Source organism: Bradyrhizobium agreste (assembly GCF_016031625.1).
Lineage (GTDB): Bacteria > Pseudomonadota > Alphaproteobacteria > Rhizobiales > Xanthobacteraceae > Bradyrhizobium > Bradyrhizobium agreste.
In genome coordinates, this window is record NZ_JACCHP010000025.1 from 12,241 (window position 1) to 32,904 (window position 20,664).

Below are 20,664 nucleotides of genomic sequence, written 5' to 3' on the forward strand. Positions count from 1 at the left end.
CGCCCTCCTGAAGATCAAGAAGGCGCAGGGAAGGCCGGGCGCCGGTGGCACCCGAAGTCCCGCGTGTGCTCAAAAGCGCGCACGGGGTGGACGACAGGTGATGCCGGTCGCCCGGCCTTCCCTGCGCGGATGGTTTTAACGGTGTCCTTCGTGCTCTCCCCGGGGAGCGATGCACTATTGCCCCCGTCGCCTTGCGGCTGATCGATGCGCGCGCCGGTTGGCCGCCACATCACCACATGACTTGACGCACAGACCCCGGGCGTCAGGACCACACGACTTCTCCGTCCGCGCACGTCCTCGCTGGGTCCTCCACGGCTGGCGTGCGCTCACCGTCGGGGCCATGCGAAGACGCTGTCAGCGCCGTGTCGTACCGCGCCTGTCGCTGCTCACGGTTTTCCCGCCCTGCAGCTACCATTCGCGCCAACGCCGTCGCGGCCACCGCATCCCATCCCGCGCTTCGTGACGATCGCGATACGCCCTCTTGTGGAATGGAACAAAACGAGAACATAATGAGGTGGCCGGAGCCTGTCAACTGGAATTTCTAAAATCCGAAAATTCTGAAATTGAAAATTGGTAACGTGTGTGGTACCAAATGATCAGGATCGAAGAATATATCGTCGACGATCATAGCCCTTTCCGCGAGTGGCTTGAGCGACTTGATCCGCAGGCACGTGTGATGATTGCGGTCGCGATCGAGCGGCTTGCGGATGGCAACAAGTCAAACGTCAAGTCCATCGGGGAGGGGGTTGCTGAACTCAAGATCAATCGTGGCCCTGGCTACCGGGTTTATTTCGGCTGGAAGGGCAATTCGCTGGTTATTCTGTTGGGAGGCGGCACCAAGCAGAGACAGCAAAACGATATCGATACGGCGTTACGCCGCTGGCGTGATTACAAGTCAAGAGCACGGTAGGGAGAAGGTGATGCCATTAACTCGGAGTTTTCGCGACACCGTCCGTGCGATGGCGGAGCGCGATCCCGCCTTTCGCGAGGCGCTGTTCCTGGAGGCGATGCAGGGCCTGTTGCAAGGGGACGTCGACTACGGCCGCACGGCATTACGCACTTACATCAATGCCACCATCGGTTTCGATCGGCTCAGCGAGGTGCTGGATCGTCCTCCGAAGAGCCTGATGCGGATGTTCGGACCGCGCGGCAATCCGACGGCCGAGAACCTGATGGCGGTGATCCACGCGCTTCAGAAGGAGACCGGCGTGCATCTGGAGATACGCGCAGTTGCGAATGCTGCGTGAGGGGCAGTCTCTCCACCGTCATTGCGAGGAGCCCTTCGCGACGAAGCTGTCGCAGCGTTGCAATAAGGTCGCCGATCTGCCTCGCAGTACGCAGTTTCCGATACCATCCCGACAAAGGCATCTTGCGCCCGCCGGCAAACGGGTATATGAGCCCCGTCCCATTCAACCTGCGCGTTCAGACATGAGGAGACCAGCTGTGAGTACTTTGTGGCGATCGACACGCTCCGTGCCGACGCTCTCAGTGCGTCCGGCTGACAGCCATCCAATCATGTTGAACGACAATGGCCCAGTCATTGATACAGCGCCGGCAGGAGGCCGAGCGCGCGCGGGTTGAAGCCTACGAGCTTTCGCTGCGGCACGTGTCGCAGCGGACGCGTCCTCCACCGGATTTCCAGAACGCGATCAAAGAGGCCAGGCGTGGCTTCGAGGCGGACGTGCTTCGCGAGGCTTCGGCATGGAAGCCGCAGCTGAAAACTCGCGATGCCGCGCGCCTTCGTCTTGGCGCCGCCCGCTATCTCTTTGCGCGCTATCCTGTCGCCGAGCATCTGGAGCAGATCTGGATCGACAGCACGGGACTGAGCCGCGACGAGATCATGTTGCGTAAGCGATGGTATGTCGTGGCGGCCGGCGGCGGTTCGCTCTACGGCGCCGGTGCGAGTGCGTGGCTGTCTCGCAAGGAGGTTCATGCATTCCTCAATCCCTTGGGGAACGTCGGCTTCGAGGCTGCGATGTGGCAGGCGATCGCGCGAACCTATGCGAGCGATCCCGGCGTTGCGATGCAGATCGCGCGCTCCAGGATCGCTCAGACGCGCCGCGCGGAGCATGGCTTCTGGCGTGAGGTGGTGCGCTTCTTCTGCGCGCATCCAACCACTGTCGAGGAGATGGACGATCTCCATGATTACCTCGCAGCTTGCCACCGGCGCGATCCGGCGTTCAGCCTCAAGGGGCGCTCGCTGGCCTCGCTCGGCCGGCTAATGCGCGAATGGCATCACGATCTCGAAGCGATCGCTCGCATCGAGGCTGCACGCCATCGCGCGGAGGCTGCGCAAAACCGTGAGCGTGGGGCGACAGAAGGCCCCATCGATGAGAGTTGGCCCGGCGCGGTAATCGCGGATTGGTCATGGAGCCCGTCGTCCAAGGTTCGAGGCAAGCGGGAGGAGTACGTCGTGGTCCAATTGCGTACCGCGGCCGACCTCGTGGCTGAGACGCGGAGCATGCGCCACTGCGTCGCCAGCTACGCTTCCAAGTGCATCGCCGGGCATGCGTCGATCTGGTCGCTGCGCCGCCGCGCTGCGGGTGCTCCAGATCGGTTGCTGACCATTGAGCTTGATCGACGCGCTCGGGCGGTCCAGGTCCGTGGGTTCGCAAACCGTTTACCGCATCCCGAGGAGTGCAAGATCCTCGAGCGGTGGGCGCAAGCACGCGGGATCGAACTGCTCTAGAAGAAGCCTGCGCCGCTTTGGCGGCGCAGGCAAAACACATGCGGCCTCCGGCAGGGGAGCTACCGGAGGCCGCGTCGTACATCGTCGTTCGCGCCTAGGTTTCGCGAGCACGATGTGGGAGCTCGGGAGAAGGTTAGAAGGGCAGCAGCACGTCCATGACCTGCTGGCCGTAGCGCGGCTGCTGCACGTCGGTGATCTGGCCGCGGCCACCATAGGCGATGCGGGCCTGGGCGATCTTGGTGGAATCGATGGTGTTGTCGCTCTGGATGTCCTCGGGGCGCACGATGCCGGCGACGATCAGCTCGCGAATTTCGAAGTTGACGCGGATCTCCTGCTTGCCTTCGACGACCAAATTGCCGTTCGGCAGCACCTGGGTCACCACGGCGGCGACGTTGGTCTGCAGGGCTTCCTTGCGGTCGACGCTGCCTTTGCCCTCGCTCGACGAGGTCGAGTCGGCGGTCAGGACGCGGCCCGGCAGGATCTTGTTGGCCTGGGTTATGGTGCTGGCGCCGATGAAGTTGGTGATTCCCGAATCTTCCTTGTTGGTGCGGCTGCGCGAGGTGTCGTTCTCGATGTTGGCTTTGTCGGTGATGTTCACGGTCACGGTCAGGAGATCGCCGACCTGGCGGGCGCGCTGGTCCTTGAAGAAGGCGCGGCTGCCGTTGCGCCACAGCGAGTTCGGATTGTAGGAGGCGACCTCGGGCTTGGGCATCGGCATCTGCACCGGCTTGTAGCCGGGCTGCGTCGTCGGATTGTCGATGGCCGAGAGCTTCGGCTGCTCGCCGATTTGCGACAGGCGGTCGATCGAGGAGCAGCCGCCCAGCGCGCAAGAAGCCAGCAGCAGGCCAGAGATTGCGATGCGACGAAGGCGGGAGGCCGAACTGAACGTGGACATGAATCTACTCTGACTTGGCTGGAGCTTGCGAGAGGCGAACTTGCGGAATCCGGGCTTGGGCGATCTCGGCCGTGGGCGTCTGGATCAGGCTCTGCGCTAGGGCAGCGGCCGCCGGCACGTTGTCGCGCTTGACCGACGAGGTCTGCTCGACCGCCGGCGCCATCGGCGCGGACTGGCTGGCGCCCTGGACCGTGACCTGGCCGCGGCCGGTGACGATTCCGGTCAGCGTGCGCTTGGACTGCAGATTGAGCACGCTGACGGTGTCGCCCTCGGCGCCGCTCTCGATCGCCTTGCCGCGCGTGGTGAGATAGAGGCCGGGCACCTGGTAGATGATGGTGACGGCCTGATCGCGCACCACGAAGTCCGGCCTGACGAGGTCGGCGGCGCGGATCGGCGTGCCCGCGCGCATTCCTCGACGCAGCTGCATGCCGATGCTGCGGTCGCGCGAGGCAGGCTCGCCGGCGACCTCGGCCTTCGGCCGGCGCTCCAACGACAGGTCGGAGGATTTCAGAAGCTCGGCACGGTCGATGTCGCGGGTCAGCACGGCCACCTCCACCGTCTCGATCGCGGTGCCGGTGAAGCGCAGCTTGGTCGGCGCGGCGTTGCCGTCGTTGGCGATCTCGAAGGCGATGTCGAAACGGCCGCTGCGGGCATCATAGCGGGTTGCGACCGGCTGCAGCGCGCCGCTGTTGGAGGCCTCCAGCCGCATCTCGGCGACGCTGCGGTCGAACGTGATGGTGATGTTGGCGGCCTCTCCGAGGCCGAAGCGGCGCTCGAGCGCCGCGGCGACCGCGTTTTCGATATCCTTGCTCGCGAGCGTGCGGGCGAGGCGGGTGACCTGGACCTCCTTGATGTCCCCGGTCATGACGCCGATCACCTGCTTGGCCCGCAGCACCGACAGCACCTGGCCGACGGTCAGCGTGCCGGTGGTTCCGAGATCGGGCGAGCGGTAGACCGGGATCGGCGCGGCCGATCCGGCGTTGTCGATGAGATCGCCGATCCGCACCACGTCCGAGGTCACCGTGACGCTTGCGCGCAGCGTCGGCGCCGCGATGAAGTCGTCGGCGGCCGCTGCCGGCAAGGCCAGCGCGAGAAGGGTGGAGATGGTGGCGAGGGTGGCGCGGATCATGGTCATCACCTCAGCGGAACAGCGCCGTGGTCGATTGCATCATCTGATCGGCGGCGCTGATCACCTTGGCGTTCATCTCGTAAGCGCGCTGGGCGGCGATCAGGTCGCTCATCTCCGAGACGACGTCGACGTTGGCCTGCTCGAGGCTGCCTTGCGTGATCTTGCCGTAGCCCTCGGAGTTCGCGGTGCCGTCCTGCGGCGCGCCGGACGAGGGCGTCTCGGTGAACTGGTTGTTGCCGACCGGCTGCAGGCCCGCCTTGTTGATGAAGCGCGTGATGCCGATCTGGCCGACGATCGAGGAGGTCGACGAGCCCGGCAGCGTCACCGATACCTGGCCCTGCTCGCTCACGCTGATGCCCGAGGCGTTGTTCGGGATGGTGATGGTGGGCTGCACCGGGTTGCCCTGCGCGGTGACGACGCGGCCCTGATTGTCCATCTGGAAGGTGCCGTCGCGGGTGTACTGGAAGCTGCCGTCGGGCATCAGGATCTTGAAGAAGCCCTCGCCCGAGATGGCGAGATCGAGGTCGTTGCCGGTCTGCGACAGCGTGCCTTGCGTCATGCTGCGCGGCGTGCCGACGGTCTTGACGCCGCCGCCGATGTCGACGCCGACCGGCAGGATGGTGCCCTGGTCCGACGACTGGGCGCCGACGCGGCGGACGTGCTCGTAGATCAGGTCCTGGAATGCCGCGGTCTGCTTCTTGAAGCCGGTGGTGCGGAGGTTGGCGATATTGTTGGAGATCACCTGAACGTTGAGTTCCTGCGCCGCCATTCCGGTCGCTGCGGTGTGAAGCGCCTGCATCTCAGTTCTCTCCTAATCAGGCCGGAACGTCGGCGAGCTTGTCGATCGCCGATTTGTGGAGGTCGCTCTGCTGCTGCAGCAGGTTGGCGATCGCGGTGTAGCTGCGCATCACCTCGACCATGCGGGTCATCTCGCCGACCGCATTCACGTTCGACTTCTCGATGTAGCCCTGTTGCAAGGTGGACTTGGTGTCGGCCTGCTGGTTTGCCGAGCCGGCGGCATAGAGATTGGCGCCGAGCTTGGTCAGCTTGGCCGGATCGTCGAACGAGACCATGCGGATCTTGCCGCGGATCGAGTCGGTCTTCGCCGTACCCTCGAGCACCGTGACGGTGCCGTCGGGCGCGACGTTGATGTCGTGGTCGGTCGGCTGGAAGGTGATCGGGCCGGCATTGCCGAGCACGAGATTGCCGTCGGCGGTGACGAGCTGGCCGGTGCTGTTGAGCGAGAATTTGCCATCGCGGGTATAGAGCTCGCCGCCATTGGCCTGCACCGCGAAATAGGCGCCGCCGTTGATCGCAATGTCGAGCGGATTGTTGGTCGGCTCCATCGGCCCCTGGCCGATGTCGCGGAAGGTGCCGCGGTCCTGGACATAGGAGACCTGGCGGTCGCGGCCGATGAAATTGTCCTCACGCGCGTTCGAGTTGAGATATTCCTCGAACAGCGAATGGTCGGCCTTGAAGCCGTTGGTGTTGGCATTGGCGACGTTGTTGGCGATGACATCCATCTGCCGCTCCAACGTCATCTGCCGTGACAAGCCGATCAGAAGCGCGTTCTGCATCGGAAATCTCCCCTGAGCGGATCTGCCATTTCGCTCTCCCAAGCGCCTTGGCGGACCCCGTGACCGAGACCGTCGGGCTCTCCCAAACCCTGCGGTCTCGGCCCTTTCTCAGCGAAAGCCGTGCCAATTGAAAAAATCACGTTTTTTCAATATCTTGCCCGTTTTCGAGAGGCGCGAGCGGGCGGCAGAAAGGTTCTGTTAGCCATGTTTGCCCGGCAGATTTTTCCTAGCAGAGGCCCAATCGAAAGATTCCGTTAACCATTATTACCGTAGCGTTTGCGCATCAGAGGAGCGCATTGCGCTGGGGCATTCGTATCGCGTCATTGTCTGCCAGGAGGCTTCGCTCTTTCGACCCCTTTGAGAGATGAACGGGCGCGGCAACCATGGCAGAGAACGAGGAAGGCGGCGCAGCCGCTGATGGCGCGGAAGCCGCTCCGCCGAAGAACAAGCTCAAGCTCATCATCATGGTCGTCGGCGTGCTCGCCGTGCTCGGCGGCGGTGCAGCGACCTGGTTCTTCTTCTTCCGTCAAGGCGAGAACGAGCACCATGCCGAGGCCGCACCGCCGCCGAAGCCGCCGGCCTTCGTCGACGTCCCGGACATGACGGTCAACCTTGCCGGCGCGCCGGGCGAGCGCGTGCAATATCTGCGGCTGAAGATCGTGCTGGAACTGAAGGAAGAGAAGCAGATCGAGGCGATCAAGCCGACGATGCCGCGCGTCACCGACATCTTCCAGACCTATGTGCGCGAGCTGCGCCCGTCCGACCTCAACGGTTCGGCCGGCATCTTCCGCCTCAAGGAGGAGCTGACCAAGCGCGTCAACGCGGCGGTCGCCCCGATCCAGGTCAGCGCCGTGCTGTTCAAGGAAGTCGTGGTCCAGTGAGCATGACGGACTAGGGATCATGGCGGGCAACGACCAAGTCGACCAGGATGCAATTGCCGCCCAGTGGGAGGCCTCGCTCGATTCCGAGGATCCCGCCGAGGCGGCAAAGGCTGCTGCCGAGAACGAGCTATCGGAGACCATGGCCCTGCAATGGGCCGCCATGGTCGAGGACGGCAGCCGCGATCTCGGCACTGGCAAGAACTCCGGCGAGCGGGTGCTGTCCCAGGAGGAGATCGACAATCTCCTCGGCTTCACCGTCGGCGACGTCACGCTCGACGACCATTCCGGCATCCGCGCGATCATCGATTCGGCGATGGTCTCCTACGAGCGTTTGCCGATGCTCGAAATCGTCTTCGACCGCCTGGTGCGGTTGATGACGACCTCCCTGCGCAATTTCACCTCCGACAACGTCGAAGTCTCGCTCGACCGCATCACCTCGGTGCGCTTTGGCGACTACATGAACTCGATCCCGCTGCCCGCCGTCCTCACCGTGTTCAAGGCCGAGGAGTGGGAGAATTTCGGCATGGCGACGGTCGATTCCAACCTGATCTATTCGATGATCGACGTGCTGCTCGGCGGCCGCCGCGGCACCAGCCAGCTGCGCATCGAGGGAAGGCCCTACACCACGATCGAGACCGAGCTGGTCAAGCGGCTGGTCGAGGTGGTGCTGGCCGACGCCGAGCAGGCGTTCCGGCCGCTGTCGCCGGTGACCTTCACGATCGACCGGCTCGAAACCAATCCGCGTTTCGCCGCGATCAGCCGTCCCGCCAACGCCGCGATCCTGGTGCGCCTGCGCATCGACATGGAAGACCGCGGCGGCAACATCGAGCTGCTGCTGCCTTACGCGACCATCGAGCCGATCCGGGGCGTCCTGCTCCAGATGTTCATGGGCGAAAAGTTCGGCCGCGACCCGGTCTGGGAGGGCCATTTCGCCACCGAGATCGTGCAGGCCGAGATCGCCGTCGACGCCGTGCTCTACGAGGCCGACATTCCGCTCAAGCAGCTGATGCGGCTCAAGGTCGGCGACACGCTGCCGCTCGACATGCGCGCCGACGCCAACGTCACCGTGCGTTGCGGCGACGTCACGCTGACCGAGGGGCGGATGGGGCGGGTCGGCGACCGCGTCGCGATCCGCGTGACGAAACCCTTGCGCAAGCCAAGTACGACACTTGCGATGTTCGAGAAGGTGGACGAGCAGAACAAGATGATGGAGGCCCCATGAACCACTCCCTGGGAATGGCGATCGAGACGCTGGTGGCTATCCTGCTGATGCTGACGATCGTCTACTGCGTCATGCTCAACAGGCGCCTGACGCGGCTGAAGGCGGACGAGCATTCGCTGAAGGCCGTCATCGCCGAGCTGATCACTGCGACCGAGATCGCCGAGCGCGCGATCGGCGGGCTGAAGCTCGCCGTGCGCGACGTCAACGAGAACCTCGGCAGCCAGCTCGCCGCCGCGACGCAGATGTCGGACCAGCTCTACAAGCAGCTCGGCGAGGCCGACAACGTGGTGCGGCGCCTGTCCAAGATCGCGATCGCCGCGCGCCCAGTCACCAATCCGGAGACGGTCGCCGCGCCCACAGCCGCCAAGCCGTCGACCGCGAAGGCGGTGGCGGCCGCCGCCGAAGCCTTCTCCGAGCGCCGACGATCCAAGGGTCTTGCCGCATGAAGCCTTGGTATGAAGTCCTTTCGTAACATCCGCGTCATTCCGGTCGTCCTGGTCGCCGTCGCGGGCCTCGCCACGCTGAAGGTGGCGGGCCTCGCGATCAATGGCGGCTATGTCTTCGACTACAAGCCGAACCAGACCAAGAAATCGTGGGCGCAGGAGAACCTGAACTTCCCCGGCCGCGAGGAGCCGGAAATCATCACCGGTTCGACCCATGGCGCGCCGAAGGAGGCGCCGAAGCCTGCCGCGCCCGAGACCAAGCCCGAGGGCACCGTGGTCAAGGTGGAGGAAGGCCAGCCGCAGGTCTCGGCCTCCGAGCGCGCGATCCTGGAAAGGTTGCAGGCGAGGCGGCAGGAGATCGAGGCCCGCCAGCGCGAGATCGACATCCGCGAAAGCCTGCTCAAATCGGCCGAGAAGCGCATCGAGACCAAGGTCGAGGAGATGAAGGCGGTGGAAACCCGCATCTCCGCAACGCAGGCCGAGCAGAAGGCCGCCGAAGCCCAGCGCATGAAGGGCCTCGTGACCATGTACGAGGGCATGAAGCCCAAGGACGCCGCGCGGGTGTTCGACCGGCTCGAGATGGGCGTGCTGATCGAGATCGCCTCGGCCATCGCGCCGCGCAAGATGTCGGACATCCTGGGACTGATGTCCTCCGAGGCCGCCGAGCGGCTGACAGTCGAGATGGCCCGCCGCGCCAATGGCGGCGGCGATCAGTCCGCCTCGGCCGGCGATCTGCCCAAGATCGACGGCAAGCCGACGCAAAAGCCGAATTGAGGTCTCGACGCGAAGCGCGCTTTCGATCCGCGCGCGCCTCGCGCGGCGGTTCGACTGGAGCCCAGCGAAACGCCTCGTGCGCTTAATTCGCGAAGGCCTGTTGCACCCTGTGAACAGGCGGGCGCAACTGCTGCTCCACCCGAGCGAGGATATTGACCTGCTGCTTGATCAGCGCCGCCTTCGAGACGCGGGTCACGAGCTGCAGGGTGCTGTGGCAACAGGGGCACTCATATGTCTTCAGGGCATATCCTCTGGCGATCGGAACGATCGCGACGACTGCTCTTGCCCTGCTACACACAATGCAACCGGCTTCTCCGCTCATTGATTACCCCCCAGAGCCAACCAATGCGATTTGCATCGCCGAGAATCACATTTGATTCAGAGTCGCGCGCGCACCGCAACGAGCCGAAGGTTGTGAGTGCGCGCGCTCAGCAACTCGTCAACGTGGAAAATCAGCCTCCCGTGGCGGATGCAGCCGAGGCAGGCGGCATCCTCCGGGACTGCGATGAGTTGACGCGCGCAGGTGTGAAGTGGCGTACAGTGGAGCTCAAGGCGCCGTCCTACGCTTCGGCCATTCGCGGTCGGCAGCGCAGGAGGAGGCCATGAACTACTCGTCCGCAGCAGAACGCGTCATCGAGGCCGTCAACCGGCTGCTCTTAGCGGCGATGACATTCGCATGGACGTCCGCGCTGAGCCACCAGCATGCGGCGCCGCCGGAAGGCGAGGCCGGCAACGATGATGAATCTTCTCTTGGCGAAGCGAGCTCCTCGGCGCCCGATGGCGTCGGGAAGCAACACTGAAGACGCCATCGGCGCGGGGGCGTTACACGATCAGATCGTGCAAGCCGTGGCCGTGAGCTGCAACTGGCCCATGAGGCGGATCAACATCGGGCGGAGATGGTTCAGGCGTGAACGACAGTTCGGACCCCGCGAGTCCTCCTGCGTGGTCGTGATGACCGGCAAGGTCTGTGAGACGATCCGGCATCACGCTGTGCTGTGAGCCCTGCGAAGCATCATCCTTGAACCGGAATGAGTCGCCGAGCTGCTGCGTCTCGCTTGCAAGCGAGTGGCCGGCGCCTCCGGTCGACGACTTCGAAAGGCTTGGGTTGAGCGCCGTGTCCGCCGTTTCATCGCCGGTACGTCCGTGAGCATGAGCCGCCTGGTCGGCGCTTTCCTGGGGCGAGACGCCGTGATGTCCAGCATCGTTCCCCAGCGCAAGCCCGCGGCCGGCGTGCTGTTCGGCGGCAATATGATCAAAACTCAGCGCGGCGATGGCAATGTCAGCCATCTGGCCACTTTCAATCGCGCCATTCTTGCCAGCCGCCGCGGCTGTGTCGAAGTCCGTGAAGTGGAAGACAAAGCTGGCCTGCGTCGGTGCGGCGACGGATTGCAACGTGGTAGACGGTCCGCTGGCCGAAGGTGCTACCGCATCAGTGTGGGACGTTTCGGTCGGTTGCGTCGGATCCGAACTGGAGAGGCTGGAATATTCAGATCGTCCGATCTGATCCCAGGTTGAATCCAGGTTGTAGGTCGGTTGGCTTGACTGGATTTCCGGACTCCCGTCCGCGAGGAGCGTGCCGTCGCCGCTTCCGGAATCGGACGAGATCTCGGAGGTGGTCGTCATTGCCGCAGCCGCATCACTCTGCAGGGGTGCGGTGAGGTCGATGAGTTCGCTGGCAGCCGTCATCACAGGTGCGGCCGCCGGCGCCAGGATGAAGTCCGAGGCGTCGATGGTTGCAATCCCCTGTAGATGGATTTCGACCAGACTGGAATCGCCGATGTGCAGGGTCTGGTCCGTTGGATTGACGTACACGACGGTTTCGTTCGCCGCACTGTCATAGAGCCAGGCGATCGTATGTGCCGGCACCGTCGTGCTGGTGGAGCTCAACGCCAGGATGGCAAACCCAAGCGCGCCAAGAGCGGTCAGGTCGATCTTGTCGGATCCCGAGGCGAAGTCGGTGATGGTATCGAACTGGCCTGCGTTGGAATCGGCGACGAACAAATATGCGAAACGGTCGTTCCCGTTGCTGCCGGTGAGTTGGTCCGCACCAAATCCACCAGTTATGGTGTCGCTGCCGTTGTTGCCGTTGATCGTATCGTTTCCCGAGCCGCCGTAGATGACGTCATCGCCGTCGTTGCCTTTGATCGTGTCATTGCCGGAGCCGCTGTAGAGAACGTCCGCTTTGCCGGTCCCGTTGACCGTATCGCTGCCGGCCCCGGCATAGATGACCTGCCCTATGTCGCCGCCGCCGGCAATGGTTTCGCTGCCCGGCGTTCCGTACACGTTCGGGGGATCGGTTATCACGATGGATCCGGTAGCCAGGTTGTCAAAATCGTTTGGATCTGCATCGCTGGCGCCATGAATGGCGACGGTCACCGTCTGCTGCGTACCGTCGATTGAGGTTACCGTGAATGTGTCGGTCAAGGTGTCGCCGACATCGAGCGCCTGAACCACGCTGTTGTTGTTGTCAAGGGTGTAAGTCCATACGCCGGCTGCGGTCATCGTGAAAGTGCCATATCCGCCGTTACTCGCCGTCGGCGAAGGGACCGCGGTGAACGTATTCGGCGCGTTGTCGACGTCCGTATCGGTCAGCGTGCCGGTCGCGATGGGAGCGCCGGGCGAGAAGGTTCCTGCCTCGGTCACCGAGCCGGTCGTGGTGCCGGAAATCACGGCTGCGTCGTTGCTGCCGAAGATGGTGATCGTCACCGTCTGCGGCGTGCCGTCGAGGCTAGTGACAGTGAAGCTGTCGGTGAGTGTATCGCCGACATTGAGCGCCTGCACCGCGCCGCTCGCATTGTCGAGTGTGTAGGTCCACACGCCGGCCGCGGTGATCGTATAGGCACCATAAGCGGCCGTGCTCGCCTTGGGCGAACTCACTGCTATGAAAGTATTGGATGCATTGTCGACGTCGGCGGCAACGAGCGTGCCCGTTGCGCGCGGCGCGCCGGGCGTCGAGTTGGCAACGCCTCCGGCCTCAGTCACCGATCCGGCGGTTGTGCCGGAAATCACGGCAGCATCGTTGCTGCCGCGGATGGTGATCGTCACCACTTGGGCCGTTCCGTCCAGAGTGGTCACCGTAAAGCTGTCGGTCAGTGTCTCGCCGGCATTGAGCGCCTGCACCGCGCTGTTGGCGTTGTCGAGCGTGTAGGTCCACACGCCCGCTACCGTCATGGTGAACGTGCCGTAGCCGGAAGCGCTCGCCGTTGGCGAGACGACTGCCGTGAATGCATTTGCGGCCGTGTCGACGTCGGTGTCGGTGAGGGTGCCGGTCGCGACAGGCGTGCCGGGGTTCGCATTGGCGACGGCGCCAGCCTCGATGACGGCGCCGGTCGTGTCGCCGGAGATGACCGCTGCATCACTGGCTCCCTGGATGGTGATCGTCACCACCTGGGGGGTGCCTCCGATCGTGGTCACCGTGAAGCTGTCGATCAGCGTTTCTCCGGCATTGAGCCTCTGCACAGCCGGGTTGGCATCGTCCAGAGTGTAGGTCCAGACGCCGGACGCCGTCATGGTGAAGGTGCCGTAGCCACCGGCGCTCGCTGTTGGCGAGCTCACCGGGGTGAACGTATTGGGCGGATCGTCGACGTCCGTGTCCGTGAGGGTGCCGGTCGCAACCGGCATGCCAGGCGTTCCGTTGGCGGTGCCGCCAGCCTCGATAGTGGACCCAGCCGTGGTGCCGGAGATGATTGCGGCGTCGTTGACACCGTTGATGGCGATCGTGAAGGTCTGGCTGACAGAGGTAACTCCGTTGGAGGCGGTGATAACGAAGCTGTCGGTCGTGGGCGCCTTCAGTGCGTTGATTGCGGCATCGTCAGGCTCGAACCTGTAGGCGCCGGTCGTGCTGTTGACGTAGAGCACCCCATAGGGGCTCGTCTTCCACAAATCGTATGTCACTCCGCCCAGGACTGTATTGCCGGAATTCGCCCCGACGACGCCAAAGCTCAGCTTGCCGCCACCGGTGCCGCTGCTGGCACTGAAGGTTCCTGTTGTTGCAGCGAATGTATCAAACACCACCGTGTCGAGCTCGGTTGGCCCAGCTCCGGTGCTGAGACTCGGTGGTACCGGTTCAAGAGGCGCCGGAGTGATGAATGGCAGCGTACTCGGCGTAATCTGCAGCGCAGGCGCATCCGGCTGAATGAAATTGATCGGCTGCAGTGACTGGGATTTGACGAAGGGAGGCGTGCTTGAACCATGCGGCCCCTGTCCTTCGAGATTGGCGAGCACGTCCTGTTGCGCGGCACGCAACTCGTCCATTCGGGCGGACGTGTTCGTGACCTGATTGACACTGATGGTGGAGCCCACCTTCTTGAGCACGATCGTCTCGCCGGGATCTTCGACGATGATACGCCGGGGGATCCGCTCCTTGGTCACGAGCTCGAATGCGCCATGCGCAAGGTCCTTGTAAGTGATGGAATCGTCATCCAGGAGCGTGACGTCCGGGTCCGCGGCTTCGGCATTTCGTCCGAGCGAGAAAGTCAATGCTGCAAGCGTCAGCATTCCTGAGCCGCCCGCGTGACTCCGGGCACGAATGCCTGCAACTGGCGTATTCAGCTGGAGAGGCCGGGTTTCTGCCAGCCGGCCTTGTGAGGAAGTGTAGCTTCCTCGGGCCACGTCGAACAGGGCTGCAGGTGGTTCGCCCTTGAACACGAATGCGCTCAGCGAGACGCGAGCGCCGCAGGAGATGTTGAAGAAAGTACCGTCGATGAGGCGAACTGTGATCTGTCCGTCGGCATCGGTCTCTATCACGTCAGTCCGGTAGACAGGCGCGCCAGCTACGGCATGTGTGGCGATGCCGCTGGCTCGCGTGAGCGTGCCGCAACCGATCACTGTCTGAATATGGCCGATGATTTGGACGGGCAAGGCCATTGCGGGCCCGGTACCAACCTGGATGTCGGATGCTGACATGGCTCGACCTCGCCTGGGTGATCGATACAGGCTCGGCGTGCTGTCATGGTTTTTCGGGTGGCCCTCGCCAAGGGACAAATATCCAGGGCGCTGGCAGCCGAAGGCTTGCCCGCCGAAATCATCAAGCTATCGAGAAGATGCATTGCACGGCGACGGTGACGCGTACCGTCATTCGCGCATTCCTCCCGCCAAAGTGATTAAATTGACAAACGAGACGTATTTAATTTGTAGCATTTACGTAGTGCCGCGATAAATTAGGCGTGTTAACCAAATTAAACAAGAATTATATTTGCTGTGGCTGTGCGTCGGGGTTCAAAAAATGAGCCGCCGACGGCGGCAGGATCTCTCGAGAAAGGGGGGATCATGTGCAGATCTAAGATAGCCGCTATGGCGGCGGGCCTGGTCCTGGCGCTTTTGAATTTCTTGCCGAGTGCGGCTCAAGCGCAAGTCGATTCCGCCGGGCCCGCCGTCGCCAGCTCGTCTTCCAAACCGATTGGGAAGGTGGTGGTGGCCACAGGCTCCGTCACGATCCAACATGCGGGCGCAGTGATCGTTCAAGCGAATGTCTCGAGTGAGCCCGGTCGGGCCAAGACGGGTGATCCCGTATATCTTGGTGACGTGGTGGTGACCGGAGACGACAGCCGAGTCGGAATAAACTTCAGCGACGGCAGCTCGTTCAATCTATCGAGCAACGCCCGCATTGTGCTGGATCAGTATGTGTATGAGCCGGCCGGCAAGTCCAATGCGACCCTGTTCAGCCTCGCCAAGGGAACGTTCACCTTCGTTGCGGGCAATGTTGCGAAGACCGGCGACATGAAGGTCGATACGCCCGTCGCCACGTTGGGGATCCGGGGGACGACACCGCACATCGAGATTTCGGATGATGGATCAGTCAAATTCTCGACGTTGATCGAAGAGGGCCAAAGCAAGCTCCTGAAGAAGCCGCCGGCAGGCGCGGCGCCGGAGTCCGATCGAAGCGCCAATCGCAAGCTCATTATCTGCCGGGGGTGCTGAGACGTTTGCCGGCCGAAGTCGCCGTGATGCCGGCGTAAGGGCCGGCCCGGCAGAGAGCAGGATGAGTGCTTCGTTCGCTGGGATTTGACGCCTGGTGTGAAAATGACCGCACGAGCCAGTGTCATCAGGGCAGTGATGCTCATTCTCGTCCTCGGACTGTTCGGTTCGTCGGGCTTGGCGCAGACGCCGAAGAAGGGCAGCTCACTCAAGAATATCGAACTGTGTAACGGGTCAGATCGCGTCTCGCCCGAAGCTCGGATCGATGCCTGCACGGCGTTTATCGATGCTGCCGAGGGAAGCGCAAACGGCTTCGCCGTCGCCCACAACAACAGGGGCAATGCCCGTAGCGCCAAAGCCGACTACGGAGGCGCGATCAAGGATTTTCTTGAAGCGACCCGGCTCAACCCGAATTATGCGAAAGCCTTCAACAACCTCGGCGTGGCCTATCTGAGGACGGGCTCGCACGACCTCGCTCTTGGCGCTTTTCAGCAGGCGCTGAAGCTCAACCCCGACTATGCCACGGCTTTTGCCAACCGTGCGGCAGCGTACCTGAAGAGAAATGCGTACGACCGCGCCGCGCAGGACTATGACGAAGCAATTCGCCTCGATCCGAAGCTGGAGGCGGCGTGGAGCGGACGCTGTTGGGCCCGAGCCGTCCTCGGCGCCTTGCAGGCTGCGATGGAGGACTGCGACATGGTGCTTCGATCGGGAGCGGGCAACGCCGCGACATACGATTCGCGAGCCCTGATATATCTGAAAATGGGACAACTCTCCGCGGCTGTCGACGACTACAACGCGGCGCTACGGTACGCGCCCAAGCTGGCGAGCGCGCTGTACGGTCGCGGGGTAGCCCGATTCAAGCTGGGCGACACAGATGGCGGCAATAGCGATATCTCGGCGGCCATAAGGATCGAGGCCGGGATCGCCGAAGACTTTGTCCGCTATGGGGTGCCGCAAAGGGACTGACCAGCCGCGACGGCGCCGTCGTGCAGCCGTTAACAACTGCTTAACCGCCTGCGTCTCAAATTCAAACTGGCGGATCGGTCCCCCGCTCGATCGGGCACGGGCGCGCTGTTCCAAGCGCAAATCAAGATATAGCATTAACAAGTCCTTAATTGGCGAGACACTACAGTCGACGGCACCGCCGGCGCCGTGCCGGCATGACCGCCGAACCGGAAGAAATGCCGCCAATGGCGCGAGAGGCTGCCGCTGGATTTGTGTCGCGAGCCCGCGCGTCTGCGCGGAGCTTGTCGCGCCATGTCCGCGCGGCGGCCTTGCTGGCGGCCTGTCTCCTGCTTGGCCTTGCGACGCCCGGCTGGGCGGCCGATCCGATCAGGGGCGAGGCGACGTTTTCAGCCGGTGGCGGCTTTGCCCGGCTCGTCATCAAGCTCGGCGAGGACGTTCCCTCCGAGGTGACGACCGCGGGCTCGATCCTCGTCATCCGCTTCGACCGACCCGTCGATGTTCCCGTCGACCGCATTCCGGAAGGCGCGCCCGACTACGTCAACTCCGCCCGCCGCGACCCTGACGGCGGCGCCATCCGCCTGTCGCTGGCGCGGCGCGTCACCGTCAACACCATGAACGCCGGCGAGCGCACCTTCATCGACCTGCTGCCCGACGGCTGGAAGGGGCCGCCGCCGAGCCTGCCCATGGACGTGGTCAAGGAGCTTGCCGAGCGGGCACGCGCCGCCGAGCGTGCGTTGCGCGCCCAGCGCGCCGCCGCGGAGGCCAAGAAGCGTCCGCCGATCCGCGTGCGCGCCTCGGTGCAGCCGACTTTCGTGCGCTTCGTGTTCGAGATGCCCGACGGGGTCGGCGTCTCCTCCGTGCTCAATGAGCAGAAACTGACGCTCGTCTTCAACGCCAATCTCAATTTCGATTTGGCGGACGCGGTCCTCGCCGCGCCGCCGAACGTCGCCTCGATCAAGCAGAAGTCCGATATCGACCAGACCAATGTCGAGATCGCGCTGATCGGCGATTCCGACGTGCATTCGTTCCGCGACGAGAAGAACTACGTCGTCGACGTCTCCTTCCAGCCCGACAAAGGCAAGTCGGCGGCAACGCCCGAGGCGACGATCGCGCAGATGAAGCCGGCCGTTCGCGGGCCGGCAGCTAGCCCTGCGCCCGCACCGGAAAAGCCCGCCGCCGGGAAGAAGGACGCCCATCGCGAGATCCCGCCGCCGACCTCCGAGACGATCGCGCGCGAAGCCAAGATCGACATCAAGCCCGAGGTGAAGGTGGAAGCGCCCGCCGCGCTGCCGCCCGCCGAAGCGCCGAAACCGGCAGTACCTCCCGCGGCCGAAGCGGCGCAACCTCCGGAAGGGCCCAAGGAGGCCCCCAAGGAAGCTGCGAAGCCGGCGCCGCCTGCGCCGGCGGCTGCTTCTGTCGAAGCGCCCAAGGAGATGGCAAAGGAACCGGTCAAGGATGCCGCCAAGGATTCGGCCAAAGATTCCGTAAAGGCTGCGCCGGCCGATGCGCCGGTCGCGCCAACGATTGCCAGCGTCGATGCGCGCCGCGACAGCGACGGCTTGCGCGTGACGTTCCCGCTTCAGATCGTAACGCCGGCGGCGGCGTTCCGCCGCGGCGACACCGTGTGGCTGGTGTTCGATACGCCCAAGCCCGTCGATGTCGAGGCGATCCGCACCAAGGGCGGCGCGATGATCGGCGAGGTCGGCCGCGTCCTGCTCGACAAGGGGCAGGCGGTGCGCATTCGTCTCACGCGCCCGCTGGTCTATTCGCTGACGAGCGAGGAGGTCGGCAAGGAGACCAACTGGATGTTGACGCTCGCCGACAAGATCCAGGCATCGCCGCTGCCGCTGATGATGTCGCGCAACATCACCGATCCCGCGCTCGCCAACATCGCGATCCCCTTCGCCAATCCGGGCCTGCTGCACAAGCTCACCGATCCCGATGCCGGCGACACGCTCTATGTCATCACCGCGCAGCGGCCGGTGCGCGGCTTCATCAAGCGGCAGGACCTCGTCGATCTCTCGCTGCTGGAATCCGCGCACGGCATCGCGATCCGGCCGAACTCCGATGAGGTCGGCGTCGAGGTCGGCTCCGACAAGGTGATTCTCGGCAAGAAGGGTGGCTTGACGCTGTCGCCGGTCGACATCTCGGCCGAACGGGCGCCGACCGCGGTGCGCCCGATCTTCAGTCCCGAAGGCTGGCGCAAGGGCCAGTCGGAAAACTTCATGGAGCGCCAGAGCGAGCTGATGACGGCGATCTCGGCGGTCGAGCCCGCGCTGCGTTCGCTGCCGCGGCTCGATCTTGCGCAATTCTACATGTCGCGCGCCATGTATCACGAGGCCAAGGCCGTGACCGACGTGATGCTGAGCGATCCCCTCAACAAGGAGGAGAGCGGCGCGCTGATCATGCATGCGATCGCCAGCATCCTGATCGGCCGGCCGGCGCAGGGATTGAAGGATCTCGCCAGTCCTGCGATCGGGAACAGCCACGATTCCCAGCTCTGGAAGGCGCTCGCCTATGCGCGCCAGGGCAAATGGGCCGATGCGCGCGAGAAGTTCAAGAACGTCGAATTCGCCATCGCCTCGCTGCCGCTCGACATCCAGCGCATCGTGACGATGGACGCGATGCGCGCATCGCTCGAGGTGAAGGACTATGCCGGCGCCTCCAAGCGCCGCAGCGAGATCGAGGTGGTCGGGGTCCCGCCCGAGGCTGCGCCAGGCTTCGCCGTGCTGCGCGGCCGGCTCGCCGAGGCGCTCGGCCACGACAAGGACGCGCTCGACGATTACAAGTTCGCGGTCGCCTCGAACGACCGTCCGGCTGCGGCCGAGGCCAAGCAGCTCGAAGTCGCGCTGCGTCAGAAGCGCGACGAGATCGGCAAGGAAGAGGCGCTGCGCGAGCTCGAGACGCTGTCGATGACCTGGCGTGGCGACGCGATCGAGGTCAAGACGCTGCAGATGCTGTCGCGCCTCTATGCGGAGAACGGGCGCTACCGCGATGCGCTCACCGCCGCGCGCACCGCGACCAGGCTGCAGCCGAACGCCGAAGCCTCGCGTCAGGCCCAGGATCTCGCCTCCGAGCTGTTCGCGCAGATCTTCCTCGGGCCGAAGGGCGACGAGCTGCCGCCGGTCGAGGCGCTCGGGATGTTCTACGAATTCCGCGAGCTGACGCCGATCGGCCGCCGCGGCGACGAGCTGATCCGCCGGCTCGCCGACCGTCTCGCCTCGATCGATCTGCTCGATCAGGCCGCCGAGCTCCTGCAATACCAGGTCGATCATCGCCTCGAAGGCGCGGCGCGCGCCCAGGTCGCCGCGCGCCTTGCCATGATCTATCTCGCCAACCGCAAGCCCGACATGGCCATCACCGCGCTGCGGGCAAGCCGAATCAGCGATCTCTCCGGCGAGCTCAGGCAGCAGCGCCTGCTGCTGGAGGCGCGCGCGCAGAGCGACGTCGGCCGTCACGATCTCGCGCTCGACATCGTCTCCAACGTCGCCGGGCGGGAAGTGCTCCGCCTGCGCTCCGACATCTTCTGGGCGGCGCGGCGCTGGCGCGAGTCCGCCGAGCAGATCGAGCTCTATTACGGCGAGCGCTTCCGCGACTTCAAGCCGCTCAATGCGGTCGAGAAGAGCGACATCATCCGTGCCGCCGTCGGCTACGCACTGGCCGACGACTCCATCGGCCTGTCGCGCTTTCGCGAGAAATACGCCCCGCTGATGAGCGAGAGCGCCGACCGTCTCGCCTTCGACATTGCGAGCAAGCCGGCTGCAGCGTCGAGCGCCGAATTCGCCGAGATCGCCAAGCTCGCTGCCAGCGTCGACACGCTCGACGGCTTCCTGCGCGAGATGAAGCAGCGCTTCCCCGCCGCCACCGCGCGCGCACCTAGCGCGCCGCCGGCCAAGGACGCCAGCGACCACACCGGCTCCTTGCCCACGATTCCGGTCGTGCGGCAGATCAAGATGACGCGATAGGGCTTGGTGCCGCCACATGCTCCGTTATTGCGAGCGGAGCGACTTGTCCGCCGGAGCCTTGGCGAAGGCGGAAGCAATCCAGACTCTTTCCGCGGAGGCAGTCTGGATTGCTTCATCGCAAGGGCTCCTTGCTGATCTAGCCGCGGCCGCTCCGTGGGCTGTGAGGGCAAGCCACCGGCTGGGTCCGCCGTCATTGCGAGCGCA

The 20,664-nt window shown here is 64.2% G+C and carries 16 protein-coding genes; 11 read left to right on the plus strand and 5 right to left on the minus strand.

Annotated features, from left to right (window positions below):
• The first annotated feature begins 592 nt into the window (after window positions 1-592).
• The 3 genes from HZZ13_RS29565 (at window position 593) to HZZ13_RS29575 (ending at window position 2,689) form a co-directional block, all read left to right on the plus strand.
• On the plus strand, window positions 593-910 hold the full coding sequence (locus HZZ13_RS29565; RefSeq protein WP_197963036.1) for a type II toxin-antitoxin system RelE/ParE family toxin: 318 nt from the start codon (window positions 593-595) through the stop codon (window positions 908-910).
• 10 nt (window positions 911-920) lie between these two features.
• Window positions 921-1,247, plus strand: a complete 327-nt coding sequence (locus HZZ13_RS29570) for a helix-turn-helix domain-containing transcriptional regulator (protein WP_197963037.1) — start codon at window positions 921-923, stop codon at window positions 1,245-1,247.
• A 281-nt stretch (window positions 1,248-1,528) separates the two neighbouring features.
• A complete protein-coding gene (locus tag HZZ13_RS29575; RefSeq protein ID WP_197963038.1) occupies window positions 1,529-2,689 on the plus strand; it encodes a PcfJ domain-containing protein in 1,161 nt (386 codons plus the stop codon).
• A 133-nt stretch (window positions 2,690-2,822) separates the two neighbouring features.
• Here HZZ13_RS29575 and flgH read toward each other — a convergent pair whose 3' ends face one another.
• Genes flgH through flgF form a run of 4 tightly spaced genes read right to left on the minus strand, consistent with a single transcriptional unit; the run spans window position 2,823 to window position 6,290 of the window.
• Window positions 2,823-3,584, minus strand: coding sequence for a flagellar basal body L-ring protein FlgH (gene flgH / locus HZZ13_RS29580; protein WP_197963039.1), 762 nt, complete (start codon window positions 3,582-3,584; stop codon window positions 2,823-2,825).
• 4 nt (window positions 3,585-3,588) lie between these two features.
• Window positions 3,589-4,713, minus strand: coding sequence for a flagellar basal body P-ring formation chaperone FlgA (gene flgA / locus HZZ13_RS29585; RefSeq protein WP_197963040.1), 1,125 nt, complete (start codon window positions 4,711-4,713; stop codon window positions 3,589-3,591).
• 10 nt (window positions 4,714-4,723) lie between these two features.
• Window positions 4,724-5,512 carry a flagellar basal-body rod protein FlgG gene (gene flgG, locus HZZ13_RS29590; protein WP_197963041.1) on the minus strand — a complete coding sequence of 263 codons (789 nt, stop codon included), beginning with the start codon at window positions 5,510-5,512 and terminating at the stop codon, window positions 4,724-4,726.
• 16 nt (window positions 5,513-5,528) lie between these two features.
• A complete protein-coding gene (flgF, locus tag HZZ13_RS29595; protein ID WP_197963042.1) occupies window positions 5,529-6,290 on the minus strand; it encodes a flagellar basal-body rod protein FlgF in 762 nt (253 codons plus the stop codon).
• Between the two features lie 383 nt (window positions 6,291-6,673).
• Here flgF and fliL point away from each other — a divergent pair, with 383 nt between their 5' ends.
• The 5 genes from fliL (at window position 6,674) to HZZ13_RS29620 (ending at window position 10,410) form a co-directional block, all read left to right on the plus strand.
• Window positions 6,674-7,171, plus strand: coding sequence for a flagellar basal body-associated protein FliL (gene fliL / locus HZZ13_RS29600; RefSeq protein ID WP_197963043.1), 498 nt, complete (start codon window positions 6,674-6,676; stop codon window positions 7,169-7,171).
• A 19-nt stretch (window positions 7,172-7,190) separates the two neighbouring features.
• On the plus strand, window positions 7,191-8,393 hold the full coding sequence (gene fliM / locus HZZ13_RS29605) for a flagellar motor switch protein FliM (protein WP_061883026.1): 1,203 nt from the start codon (window positions 7,191-7,193) through the stop codon (window positions 8,391-8,393).
• Window positions 8,390-8,839, plus strand: a complete 450-nt coding sequence (locus HZZ13_RS29610; protein ID WP_197963044.1) for a DUF6468 domain-containing protein — start codon at window positions 8,390-8,392, stop codon at window positions 8,837-8,839. The genes fliM and HZZ13_RS29610 overlap by 4 nt, the downstream gene beginning before the upstream one ends.
• Window positions 8,840-8,848: 9 nt before the next feature.
• Window positions 8,849-9,610 (plus strand): MotE family protein, encoded by a 762-nt coding sequence (locus HZZ13_RS29615; RefSeq protein ID WP_197963045.1) that lies wholly within the window; start codon window positions 8,849-8,851, stop codon window positions 9,608-9,610.
• 602 nt (window positions 9,611-10,212) lie between these two features.
• The gene (locus tag HZZ13_RS29620) at window positions 10,213-10,410 is read left to right on the plus strand and encodes a hypothetical protein (RefSeq protein WP_197963046.1); all 198 of its coding nucleotides are present in this window, start codon (window positions 10,213-10,215) and stop codon (window positions 10,408-10,410) included.
• A gap of 22 nt (window positions 10,411-10,432) precedes the next feature.
• Here the strand turns inward: HZZ13_RS29620 and HZZ13_RS29625 are convergent, their stop codons facing one another.
• Window positions 10,433-14,515 carry a VCBS domain-containing protein gene (locus HZZ13_RS29625; protein WP_246504598.1) on the minus strand — a complete coding sequence of 1,361 codons (4,083 nt, stop codon included), beginning with the start codon at window positions 14,513-14,515 and terminating at the stop codon, window positions 10,433-10,435.
• A gap of 387 nt (window positions 14,516-14,902) precedes the next feature.
• Here HZZ13_RS29625 and HZZ13_RS29630 point away from each other — a divergent pair, with 387 nt between their 5' ends.
• The 3 genes from HZZ13_RS29630 to HZZ13_RS29640 all read left to right on the plus strand — a co-directional run bounded on the left by HZZ13_RS29630 (window position 14,903) and on the right by HZZ13_RS29640 (window position 20,460).
• Window positions 14,903-15,529 carry a FecR family protein gene (locus tag HZZ13_RS29630; RefSeq protein WP_246504600.1) on the plus strand — a complete coding sequence of 209 codons (627 nt, stop codon included), beginning with the start codon at window positions 14,903-14,905 and terminating at the stop codon, window positions 15,527-15,529.
• Window positions 15,530-15,664: 135 nt separating this feature from the next.
• Window positions 15,665-16,495 (plus strand): tetratricopeptide repeat protein, encoded by an 831-nt coding sequence (locus HZZ13_RS29635; protein ID WP_246504601.1) that lies wholly within the window; start codon window positions 15,665-15,667, stop codon window positions 16,493-16,495.
• 224 nt (window positions 16,496-16,719) lie between these two features.
• A complete protein-coding gene (locus tag HZZ13_RS29640; RefSeq protein WP_197963183.1) occupies window positions 16,720-20,460 on the plus strand; it encodes a tetratricopeptide repeat protein in 3,741 nt (1,246 codons plus the stop codon).
• Window positions 20,461-20,664: the final 204 nt, after the last annotated feature.